Source organism: Mesorhizobium sp. P2_C7, assembly GCF_056404515.1.
Genome location: NZ_JBFUDW010000004.1, coordinates 267901 through 279520, shown reverse-complemented (window position 1 = coordinate 279520; position 11620 = coordinate 267901). Strand labels below are relative to the sequence as shown.

General features: G+C 64.8%; 8 protein-coding genes. All 8 read right to left on the bottom strand.

Going from position 1 to position 11620, the window contains the following annotated elements:
- Positions 1–25: 25 nt before the first annotated feature.
- The 8 genes from tagF to tssF are packed head-to-tail and all read right to left on the bottom strand — an operon-like array spanning position 26 to position 11619.
- The gene (gene tagF, locus AC1D2G_RS11275) at positions 26–568 is read right to left on the bottom strand and encodes a type VI secretion system-associated protein TagF (protein ID WP_477413964.1); all 543 of its coding nucleotides are present in this window, start codon (positions 566–568) and stop codon (positions 26–28) included.
- On the bottom strand, positions 550–4089 hold the full coding sequence (tssM, locus tag AC1D2G_RS11270; protein WP_477413962.1) for a type VI secretion system membrane subunit TssM: 3540 nt from the start codon (positions 4087–4089) through the stop codon (positions 550–552). The genes tagF and tssM overlap by 19 nt, the downstream gene beginning before the upstream one ends.
- Before the next feature lies 1 nt (position 4090).
- Complete coding sequence (icmH, locus tag AC1D2G_RS11265) at positions 4091–5413, bottom strand: type IVB secretion system protein IcmH/DotU (protein ID WP_477413960.1); 1323 nt, start codon at positions 5411–5413, stop codon at positions 4091–4093.
- 4 nt (positions 5414–5417) lie between these two features.
- Positions 5418–6752 carry a type VI secretion system baseplate subunit TssK gene (tssK, locus tag AC1D2G_RS11260; protein ID WP_095080766.1) on the bottom strand — a complete coding sequence of 445 codons (1335 nt, stop codon included), beginning with the start codon at positions 6750–6752 and terminating at the stop codon, positions 5418–5420.
- A gap of 39 nt (positions 6753–6791) precedes the next feature.
- On the bottom strand, positions 6792–7244 hold the full coding sequence (gene tssJ, locus AC1D2G_RS11255; RefSeq protein ID WP_184871654.1) for a type VI secretion system lipoprotein TssJ: 453 nt from the start codon (positions 7242–7244) through the stop codon (positions 6792–6794).
- 3 nt (positions 7245–7247) lie between these two features.
- Positions 7248–8717, bottom strand: coding sequence for a type VI secretion system-associated FHA domain protein TagH (gene tagH, locus AC1D2G_RS11250; RefSeq protein WP_477413958.1), 1470 nt, complete (start codon positions 8715–8717; stop codon positions 7248–7250).
- Positions 8714–9781, bottom strand: a complete 1068-nt coding sequence (gene tssG / locus AC1D2G_RS11245) for a type VI secretion system baseplate subunit TssG (protein WP_477413956.1) — start codon at positions 9779–9781, stop codon at positions 8714–8716. Before tssG ends, tagH begins: the two co-directional genes overlap by 4 nt.
- Positions 9745–11619 (bottom strand): type VI secretion system baseplate subunit TssF, encoded by a 1875-nt coding sequence (gene tssF / locus AC1D2G_RS11240; RefSeq protein WP_477413954.1) that lies wholly within the window; start codon positions 11617–11619, stop codon positions 9745–9747. The genes tssG and tssF overlap by 37 nt, the downstream gene beginning before the upstream one ends.
- Position 11620: the final 1 nt, after the last annotated feature.

The window sequence follows — 11620 nt, the reverse complement described above, 5'->3', positions numbered from 1 at the left end:
CTGCATATCGTCGAATTTGCCTCCATCAATTGGTCTCCCAGCTCGCCGCAAAGATCTGTTCCAGCCTCGCTTGCGGCGATTGCGGGTCGATGTCGAAAAGATCCGAACGGGCAGTCCACATCACCATGTCGCTGATGAGCCCTTCGCTTGGCTCGACAATCGGCACGGGCAGGGCGCCCAGCGCGGCATCCAGTTCGTCGGGGGTCAGCTCGCCTTGCTGTGCAGCGATGGCCGCCTCTTCGATGCTGGCAAACCACGCCTCGGCGTCGGCCAGCTGAACGGGTGCTTCGGCAAGCTGCGCGACGATGGTCAAAGGGAATTGTCTGCCAACTCTGTCGGCGCTCTGCACAACGATGCCTGCCGATGCGCCGAAGGAAGCCGGGCCAGCCAGGAAACGCAAAACGGTTGTGCTTGGCCAGAATTCCGAACCAAACAGCGGGACGAGATGCTGCGCCAGCCAGCGGTCCCAGACGCGGACAAAATCCCCCGGCAGCCGCCGTGTGACGAAATCGCCGGTGGCAGGCATTTTGCCGTAAAAGCCTGGCAGGATCATATCTGTGGCGGACATGAGAATTTCTTGAACATTTCCAAATTGTACGGGTTTTCGACGCTGGCGGCCTTGAGCTCGAAATCGGCATACATGCCTTTCGTGCCCAGGCGCAGGCTGTAGACATCGGACAGCGAAGTGCCGGCGAAACGGCCGCTGCGCAGCATCCTCAGCCATGCCCAGCTGCCGGTCTCGTTGAGCAGGACTTCCGGCGATCCGTCGATCGGCTGGAAGGCGAGCGTAATGACCCCGGTGCCGTCCTTGCCGGGCCAGGTCATCGGCTGCGGCCGCGTCGCGTTGTTGTAGTAGACCAGGCTCTGGCCATCGAGATTGAGCGTTACGCGCGTGACGTTGGGAGACAGGTCCTTCGGCTCGAGCGTGAAGCTCATCACCGGTCCGGTACCACCGGGAAAGAGATCGTCGCGGATATGCCTGGCCTGCTCGAACGCCGGCAGCGCCGCAGGATCGAGGCCGAAGTCGGCGCGCCACTTCCATGGCTGGCTGGTCGTGTCGACATAGTTGATCAGGTGGTCGTTGATGAAACCGTCGATCAGCCCGGCCGGTCCGAACAGGCGGGCGAAATCACGCACATTGACGTCCACAGCGCTCTCGGCGCTGAAGGGATAGCGGTCGTTCAGCGCGGCCTGGCAGAAAGGCAGTATGTCGGCCCGCCAGATGGCGTTGAGCTCCGAAGTGACCGCCTTCTGGGTCAAATTGCTGGTATCGCCGGCAATCCCGCCGAGCCACRTGTTGATGGGGTCGGGCAGGATCTGTGCCTGCCTGGCGACCGCCCCCGTCAGTTCGGCAAGGCCGCCCTGCTTCTTGATGGCATCCTGCGGATTGGGGTTCGCGCTGACCGTCTGCAGCACGTTCGAAAGCGCTGTCAGCGCGACAACCGCGGCATCCAGTGCCGGCGGCTGGCCGTCGACCTCGGCGATGGTGCTCTTGAGCGGTTTGAAATGTTCGGCCACCAGATTGCCGGTCAGGTCCACCTCGCTGGCCGATCCGGCGCGAGGAAGCAGTTTCGCGCCGCTTGTGGCCAGCTTGCCGAGCTTGCCAAGCTTGCCGAGCAGTTTCGAAGCGCCCTTGGCCGCCGCTTTGTTGTCGGCGGGCGCGTCATCGTCGGAGCGCGTCAACTCGGTCTCCTGAACGACCGCCGTAAGCAGCCGCTTCAGCGCCGAATCGGCACTCGACAGGTCCTTCAGATTTTCACTGGCGACATTGAGATCGGTCAGTGGCGCGAGCCTCATGTCGCGCAGGAAGCTGTCCCATTGCGCGATATAGTCGTCATAGTAGAGCTTCAGAATATCCTCGGACAGCGCCGAGACCGAGGTTTCTGAGTTTTCCGAGCAGCCGCCGGCGAAAACGGCGCGATCGAGCGCCGCCTGGGCGGCGACATCGTCGATGCGGTCGAGAATGACGTCGTGGAAGCCGGAATAGGTGAAGGCTCCGGAAATGCCGACGCGAAGTGTCTTGGCGGAACGCCGCGCAAACACCTTGCCACCGTTGGGGCCGGCGAAATTGGCCGGAATCCACTCCTTCAGCCCGGCCACTGCCGGATCGGCCAGCAACTGCTTGTAGGCACGCGCCGGCAGTGAAATCGTGCACACCGTCTTCAGCGCCTCGGCAACCAGCGCCTGGTCGGGCGCGATATAGCTTTCGTCGACCGTCATGCGGCGGATTGCGGCAAGCTGGTGCTCTTCGGCATCGGCGGTCGGAAATGGTGCCGCGGCGGCGAATTCGGGCAGGCTGTTGACCCACCAGTTCTGGGCGAAATCGGGATCCATCTGCGACAGCCCGGTCATCATGCGATAGGTCTTCAGTGCCCCGAGCATGAAATCCGGATCGCGGATCTGCCGCCACATGGTCGCCTCGAGAAGTGCGACCATGCGTGGCTCGAGGACGTTGCGCAGGGCGTGGTCGTAGGTGTCGGTCTGCGCCCGCACCAGTTCCGCCGAGGCCGATGGCCCCAGCAGGTCATGGGCGGCGCCCGGCGGTGCTGTCCGGGCAGTTGCGACCGCGTCCATCGCACCGAGCGCGCCGTCCATGGCAGGCTGTTCCACCGATGCCGGGGTTGCGGCGACAGAGGTCAGCGGCGCTTGCAGGGCCTCGAACTGGCCTGCCTGCGCCGAGATCGCATAGCGGTTGTCGTAGTAGGACCAGGTGAACACCGCACTGGCCAACAAGCCCGCCACGGCACATGCAGCCGCGGCACCGCGCCAGATCCAGGCGCGGCGACGTTGCGCCAGCGGGTCGAACGTACCGAGGCCGGCTTCCTTGAAGATGACTTCGGTGAGCAGGTGCTTGAGGAAGAAGCTACGTTTCTCGACCCGTGGTGCGGGCAGGGCCCGCCGTGGCGGTAGGCCGAAGGAAGAAGACAGCGCCGCGGTCAGCCGATCGATGGGCGCCCCTTCCTGCGTCGCCGATGTCAGATAGAGCCCGCGCAGCCAGGCGACCTCTTCATACCGGCTTTCGCCGAACATCGCCTCGACCAGCACCTGGATCGGTTCGGACAGGCTTGCGAGTTGGGCGGGAAACCTGAAGATCTCGGCACGGGCGGCGAGTTTGTCCTCATCCTCCAGGCGCGGCACCAGCCGCCGCTCGAGTTCCGTCGCCAGCGTCGAAATCTCTCGTTCGATGGTCTTGGCATCCACACGCGCATCCAGCGCGAAGGTCGTTCCCCATACCTGCTCGCGCGAGGCGGTGGACAAGCCGCCGAAGAAAGCCTCGAACCCCTTGATCAGATCGGCCTTGGTCAGCATCAGATAGACCGGAAGGCGGATTTCGAGGCGGTCGTTGAGCTCGGCCAACCGGCGGCGGATCTTGCGGCCGTGCGCCTTGATGGCGTCGTCGCCTTCCGAAAGCACGTCGATCGAAAGCGCGACGATCACGCCGTTGAGCGCGCGGCGGCCCCGGTGCTTCTTCAACAGGTCGAGGAAGCCCAGCCATTCCGCTGCGTCCACATCGGGCTGGCTCTCCTGCTGGACATAGCGGCCCGCGGTGTCGATCAGAACCGCATTTTCGGAAAAGAACCAGTCGCAGTTGCGCGTACCGCCGACCCCCTGCAGGTCGTCGGTGAGGTCGATCGGAAAATTCAGTCCGGACTGCCGCAAGGCGGTGGTCTTGCCGGTGGCCGGCGGCCCGACGATCACATACCACGGCATCTCGCGCAGAAACTTGCGTCCGCCCAGCTTGCGGCGCTTCAGTTCGGTCATCACCTCGGCGAACTTGGCGCCCACGGCTGCGACATTCTCTTCGCCGGGGCTGAGCGGCTTTTCCACCGCTGGTGCGGCAATCTCGGCGACGAACATGCGGTTGGCGCGGATCGCCCGGCGCTGGGCGACGATCAGCCAGATCAGCCAGAAGATGACCAGCAGCGCGATGATGACGATGCGCACATTTTCAGAGGCGAACGGTTCGTAGGGACCGACCCTGACGATCGGACCGAACACCCAGATGACCAGGGAAAGCAGCGTGATGCCGATCAGCGTCCACAGCCAGCGCGATGTCAGAACTGCCCACATGAAGCGCAGGATGAACATCTCACAGCCTCTTTTCGACGAGCACCTCGACGCGGCGGTTCAAGGCCCGCCCCTCGCGCGTGCTGTCGGTGGCCACTGGATCGGTGGCTGCGCGGCCTTCGGAACGGACGCGATCCTGCGGCACTCCGTTCTGGACCAGCATGTCGGCAATCGTCTGGGCGCGAGCCTCGGACAGTCGCTGATTGGTCGACAGCGGATTGGTCTTCTGCAGCGGAACGCTGTCCGTATGACCGATCACCGTGATCTTTCCGATGAGCTCCTGATTGGCGAGGATCACCTTGGCGATCGACCCGATCAGGGGCTCGAAACCCTCGGTCAGTTGTGGCCGCGACGACTGGAACAGTTCGGGGTTGGAGGCCTGGATGATCAGCTTGGCCACCGAAACGCTTTCGGTGCCGCTGAGGGCGGATTTCAGCTCGGCTGGCGCCCCGGCCTGAAATTCCGGCAACAGCGCAAAATCCACTTTCTCTGGCGGCGGGGCATCGACCTTGGGCGAAGCCCGGGTGATGTCGCCGCGTGCAGGCGGCGGCAGCGCACGAACAAGTGCGGAAAGCTCGACCGCCTGGCTGCTCAGTCCCGTCGAGAGCCCGACATGGACTGCCGTGGCAACGACCGCCGCACCGAGCGCCATGACCCAGATCGGAACGATGAAGCGCTGCGGCTCGTCGGATGCGATCACGCCCTTCCAGTTTGGCGACAAGGGCGCGCCTTCGGCGTCGACATCGCGCAAGAAGCGTGCCGCCGCCACACGAACGGCATTGATCGAGCGGTCGCCTGACCGGTTTGCCACACGATATTTGCCACGGAAGCCAAGCGCCAGGCAGTGATACTGCAGCTCCAGCAATTCGCGATCCCGGTTCGGATGGCGCTCGAGTTCGTCGAGACGTGTGAAGAACTGCGTTCCGGCATCGACATCGCCGCGCAGCATGACAACGAGCGGCTGCCGCGGCCAGGCGCTGGCCCCGCCCCATGGCGTGTTCAGGGCCAGATCGTCGAGCAGCGCCGCCACGACCCATGCTGCCTGGTCGGCCCGCTCCATTGAGGATCCCGCCGTCATTGCCGTGTCGCGGGCCCGCACCAGTTCTTCGAGCAACCGGGTACGCAGTGCTTCCGGATTGTCCGGCGCCAGCGCGCTTTCAAGCTCGGGAGCGAACTCGAGCAAGGGCGCGAATGCGTTGACGAGCGCGTTCGGGTGGGTGCGGGCTCGCTTGACTGCCGCGCCAGGCAAGAGTGGCGCCATGGGCCGCGGCATCGGCGCGCCGGTCAATCGAATGCGAGTGCGTTCGCGATCCTCCGACAGTCCGAAAGGATCATCGCGGCTCATCATCTCACCTGTTCACCGAATAGCAGTCCACCTGCGGCTCGCTTGGCAACACGCCCGAAACGCCGATGACGAAGCCGGGAGCGTCGAGCAGCGACGCCCAGTACTCGCTTTTCTGGTCCAGCTCGAGGCATAGCCGATCGCCATCGTAAGGGATTTCGCGCGGCTGCGAATGAAGCGGTTTCAGCGGAATGCCGGGCAAGCGCGATTTCCACAGGCCCTCGAACTGGTCGGCCGAGCCGACGGTCGCCTGGTTGACGAAGATCTTGCGCAGCGCGTCCTCCGACAGCTCCGAACCGACCCGGATGACGATCCGGCTGGCCACCAGCAGCTTCGGGTTGTCGATGCGGATTTTCCAGACATTGGTCGAATGCCGCATGACAGGCAGCGCACGCGATTTCGGCTCGATGTAGCGCAGGCTGAGGATGAGCGAGCGCAGCGCATCCGCCAGTGCCGAATAGGCGGGGCCGGGGGCCATGTGATCGTAGGCCGGCAGCTCGCCCAGCCGCCGTGCGCTCGATCCGTAGGTAGCCATCGAACCGGCAAGCCCGGCTAGCTCCAGGTAAAGCTCGGCCGGATGGAAGACATCCTGGGCCAGTATGTGGGCCAGCCGCGGGCGCGCCGCATTGGCGAGATTGAGCATCAGCAGATCTTCAACGCTGCGCCCAGGCCCACCCATGACCATCTTGCCATGCGCCTCGGCGATCTGGTCGAGACCGGTGACAACTTCCAGCAACAATTGCCGATACCAGGCCACCGCGCCGGTAATCAGTGTCGGTGGCAGGAAGGTCTCGTCCAGGGAGACGCCGCCATCGGCTCGAACGCCCTTGAGGTCGGCTATCGGCAAGGCCGTGTAGCCACCGACCGACTTGCCGGGTGCAAGCAGCAGCGCCTGCGGGCGGGCGATTTCGATTTCTTCAGGGTCTGAACCGCCCTGGACTGCGTCACGCACCGAAACGATCCGCCCATGATATCGGGCTCCCGAGGCGGCGGCGTGCGCCGGATCGAAGCCGACACCGCCGGCAGGCTCCAGCGGCAAGGCGACCAGCACCGGTCCGGCGCCAGTGTCCGGGGTCACCGGCAGCGGTCGCGGCGCGTCCATCATATCTGGAATGGAAAAAGGCGTTCCGTCCGGGAAGATGCCCCGTGCGGACAGGATCGAAATCTGGCCGGCGTCCAGCAATGCCTGGTCCAGCGTCAGCTGTTGAAAGCCGAACGTATGCAGTTGCCCGGCCTGCAACGCGCCGCGCACCGTCGCCTCGAAGAAGCGATCCTGCTGCTGGAAATGCTGGGTCCGCAGGAAAAGCCCCTCGGACCATAGCACCCTGTTTGCATCGCTCATGCCGCTGCTCTCTGCATTGAGCTCCCCTTGCCTTGGCCGCTAAGCGGAAATGCCGCCGCTGCCAAGCGTGACGTTGATCGTGAACTTCGATCCCGGCGATACCGACTTGGTTGTCCGCCAGTTCCTGCCGCCAGGCTCGCGGATCAATGCAACGAAGCCCAGCGCCGTCGCGTCCGGCTCGACGGTGATGGTTTTGGATGCGGATTTCCCCGGCCCGACAGCGATCTGGTCGGACCCGATAAGATCGCCTGCCAGCGCCGTGCCGGCATCCCCCTGCAGCGCAAAATAGTCGGCAGAATTGAATTTGCCGGCGCTTTTCAGCCGCATCACGAGAACCGTCACCGGCCGATCGCCGCCACCTGGTCCTGGGTTCATGCCGGCCCCGCCGGTCACGTTGACGGTGATCACCGATGGCTTTGGCGGACCGCTCTGGCAGGCTGCAAGCAGCCCCGTCGCGCCCAGGGCAACGACAAATTCACGTCGATCGATCATCTCTCACTCCTCCTCGTAAGCATCCCGAAAATCAGCGCCGATTTCGCCAAGGAAGCTCTTTTCCGCGCTCTCGGCGATTTCACGATGGCGTTTCTGGTAAAGCTCCCACAGCTTGGCGCCGCGCCCGCCTGAAAGCAGGGTGCCGATCGCCGAATTCGATTTCAGCTCTTCCTCGATCTCGGCCGGGTCAAAACGGTCGATCATCCGCCGCAAGGCGGCCTGTATGCCGCGCCAGGCGCGCACGTGATGTTGCGCGAGATCGCGAACCGCGTCGGCGATTGCCGCTTCGCCGGCAAGAAATCCGGGGCTGCGCTCGGCGATAAGCGTGACGATGGCATCATCGACAGTTGGCAGAAACTTGAGCGGATTGACCTCGGAGGCTCCGACCATGGTTTGCGCGACGCGGGCGTTTCCCTTTTCCTCGGCCCGCTTGCGCAGAAGCTGCATCAGGCCTTCCATCATCAGCCGATACTCGCGGCCAAACTTCTCCATTTCCGCGATGCTGTCGCGTCCGGGGAAATCGGCTTCCTCGACGCCCATGCCGTGCAGGAATGCCGAGCGAAGCGCCGACTCCCCCGGCTGTGGCGCGGCGGGCGGGCGGGCGGGTTTGGCAGCAGCGACCGCACGTGGCGGGGGAGGGGTATCCGCCGCTTGCACGGGCAAATCCCAGGGATTGGTGGATTGGGGTCGTTGGGCGGCGCGCTCGCGCTGTCCGGTCGAGCCGCCGCCGTTTGCCGAACTGGGTACTGCCGCCGGTCCGAAACCAAAATCATCATTGAAATCGGACGGCTTTCCGGCAGCCGGTTCGGCTCCGCGGCTGGGGGATGGTACCGGGTCGAGGCTGAATGGGTCCGCCAAGTTCGCCGCACCGCTCGGCTCGAGAAAAGGGGCGGCATTTCTCGACACAGGGGTTGCAACCGGATCGAGGCTGAACGGGTCATCGAAAGCAGGTGAGTTGCGCTGGGATGCGGCACGCTCGAACGCGCCCGGAACCGGCTGCTCGAACGGGTTCGGCAGATCGGCCGGACGTGGCCGTCGCGGCTCTTCTTCGACCTTGGCGGAAAAGAAATCATCGCGGCCGATGCTCACCGGCGCCCGAGATGGCTGCGGTACGCGTTCGGGAACCGGCTGGCCGGCTGCGGGTGCTTGAGCGACTGGCGACTGCAGGTCGACATAGACGATGTAGTCGCCCAGCCTCAGCCGCATGCCGCTTTGAAGGCGCGTCGACTTGCCGGCGCCGAGCGGGCTGTCAGAGCCGTTTATGAACAATCCGCTGCTCGACGTGTCGGTTACAAAATACCCGTCTCGCCCGCCAGAAATCTTGCAGTGAGCCCGCGAAACGAACATGTCTGGATCGTCGATCTGCCAGCCCGCGTCGGCGCTGCGGCCGATCACCAGCTCACCCTCGTCCAGCCGGGTCTGCCGTACCGCCTGGGTGCGTGGCCCTTGCTCCAGCGTCAGCAGCAGACTCATGCCGCGACCCCCGCGATTTCCGGCCGCCATCCGACGATTGTCCGCAGCCGCATGTCGTCAGCATCGCCCCTTTCGGCGGGCCGCGCAAGCCAGGTGGTCCGGCCGAGCTGTGCCGATCCGATGCGCGGCGGCGGCACGGCTTCGCGCGCAAGCACGATGCGCAGGTCGACGTCGAGCGATTCCCCGATCATGTCGCGAACGGCCTGTTTGAACAGTTTGAGCCGCTGGCCGCCAGGCAGGAAGGCCTTGAAGTCCTCATACCCCAGCGGGCCGACGCGCAGTTCGATCCTGCTCTGGCGGTTGAAAACCCGCGGGCCGATCGTCGCCCCCCGGCCGAGCCCCGCATAGGCCTTTGCAAGGCGGGTCTGGAGGTTGGTCGGCACGGTTATCCAGGCAGCGATGAACTCCCTGATCTGCACCGGCACCTTGAATGCTTCCGCCAGGAACAGCGTCAGCCGTTCCGGGCCGTCGACCTGGCTGGCGAGCGAAGCCGCCTGGCGAAGCTTTACCGTATCGAGATCGGCGTCCTGGGTGCCGGGAAGTCCGATCCCAGCCATTGCTTCCAGCATGGCGCGAACACGTCCGCCGACCGCCCGTTCGACCTGTACGGCCGGATGCGCGTCCGCCCACGCCCGGTAGTAGAGGGCAATCATGCGGTGCTGCAGAATGTTGACGAAGTCCACGAACGTCGTGTCGCTGGTCAGCTGAGCGTCGGTGCCGGCGAACCAGCGCTGCGACAGGCGGTCGAGCACCCAGCGCGTCAGATGCAGCGGCATGGGACCCTCGGGTCCCAGCAGGCCGAGATTTGCAACCGTGACCCGGGCCGGCGTCTCGCCCTCGGCTTCGCGGAACTGAACTAGGTCCCGCGCCGAAAAGGCGAGGCGCACATGCTGGCCGAGCCGAGCCGGCTCACGGTCGGGGCGGCCGGAATGGCCGAACAGACCGCTACGCTGTTCGAGACGGCGCAGCAGTTCGAAGAAGTCGAACGTCTCGGACAGACCTTCGACCCGGTTCGGGCTGGGCTGGTCTAGATCAGGTAGCGATTGCCGGGCGTCATCGGCCATGGCACATCCTCCTGCTTCTGCAGCAGCCGCGTGCGGGTTCGCACGAAGCCGTTTATTCCGGCGTGGCGGGCAAACAGCCGCGCCAGCAAGGCCGAAAGCAGCAAGGTGCTTTGGCCGGCCAGGACCGATTGATCAACGTGCAACGTCACTTCGGTGCCGCGTCCGAAGCACATCGGCCCGTCGATCTGCAGCCGTTCGATGACCGGCTGCGAGTCGATACGCACGATCGAATGCACATTGCGGGCAAGGCTCGGATCGCCGCGGTCGGCATAGAGGTCGAGCAGAGCATGCAGAGGGTCGATGCCGCGGCCTTCCTTGGCAAGGCTGAGGAAATTGAGCGCGAGCTGCGCCACCAGCCGCCAGGCAAGATCGTCGGCCCGCGATTCACCGTCGGCCCCAGCCGGCAGTGCCGCGGGGATGGCCGGCTGTGGCGGACGCAGCGCGCCAAGCAGCCTGACACTTTCGACCGGGTCGCCGGCCTCCAGCGTCAATGTCGGATTGTCATCGAGGATCGGCAGATCACGATTGGTGCAAAGCGCCATGACGTCGAGACGCTTGAGCGGCCGGTTCGCCGGGCTTGCGAGCGGCCGGGATATGGCCAGGAAAACGTCGTCCCCGGTGTATGACGTTCGGGTCAGGCCGTCGCGCCGCTCCTCCTCCGTCGCCCGACGTGGGCGCCGCTCGGTTGAATAGACCCAGCCACTGCCGCGGTTCTGCCCCAGGCTGAAGAGTTCGGGGATTTCGGCGTCGTTGCCTTCTGTGTCGGCATCCTCGACGCGGATGACCCGGTAGATTTCGAAGTCGCGCGCCCGCGTTCGGTCTGCATGCAGCACCTGACGCGTCTTGCGCGCATCGACCTCGATGACGTTGCACTCACGCTCGAACAGATTGATGATCGGCGTTGCGAAAAGTTCGAAGTCCGCCGGTGTCAGGTCGGCAAGTTCGGGCACCGCGCGTCTGAACAAGAAGATGATCTCGAGCCCGGCGGCGCATCGGCGCACGACGGGCTGAAGCCCGGAAACCCGCGCATAGTGAAAGCGCTCGGGCATCATGAAATATTCGCGCAGCAGGCGGTACCCCTCGAATGTCGGACGGGTACGAGGCATCAGGGCCTCGTCGTCGCTGATGCCGACCATTTCGGGTGCCGGCAGGGGTGACAATGGGTTGGTTTTGCCTTCCGGGCGTGCGCCAACGGCCGAGCAGGCGCCGAAAATCGCATCGAACAGGAGCGGCGCCTTGGTGCGTCCAGCAAAATAGAGGTCGAGCCGGTCGAGCGCCAGTTCGTCGAGCCTGCCTTTTCCGGTTCGGGCCAGCACGATGCGGAGCGCCGCCGCGCCGCCGACGCCGCCGATCGGCCCTATGCCGGCCATCGCCAGCGCGCTGCGATCCTGGAAATAGCTCACCGAAGTGACCGCTATCGGCCATAGGGTCATTTCTTGCGCGGTGGAGAACGTGCAGCGCGTCGACAGGCCGGGCTGCAGGCTGGAAACCAGGCGCGTGTTGCGTTTGACGACGTGGCCGGCGAGCATGGTCTGGACCTGCTGGCCGGGCTTCAGCACCGCCATCGCCGTTGCCGGCGCCGGCGTGACCAGATCGGGATAGAGAACCTCAAGCACGCTGCGTGAAAATCGCGAGCGCTCGGCATCGACCTTGAGCCGGGTGCGCGCGGCGAGGAAGGCGACGCCGTCCAGCAGTCGCTCGACATAGGGGTCCGGACATGGGACCGTATCGAGGGAAAGGTTGCGCGCCACCGCCGGATGCATGTCGGCAAATTCCGCCGCAAGGCCACGGATATGGGTCAGTTCCTCCTCGTAATATTCGACGAAGACCCGATCCATC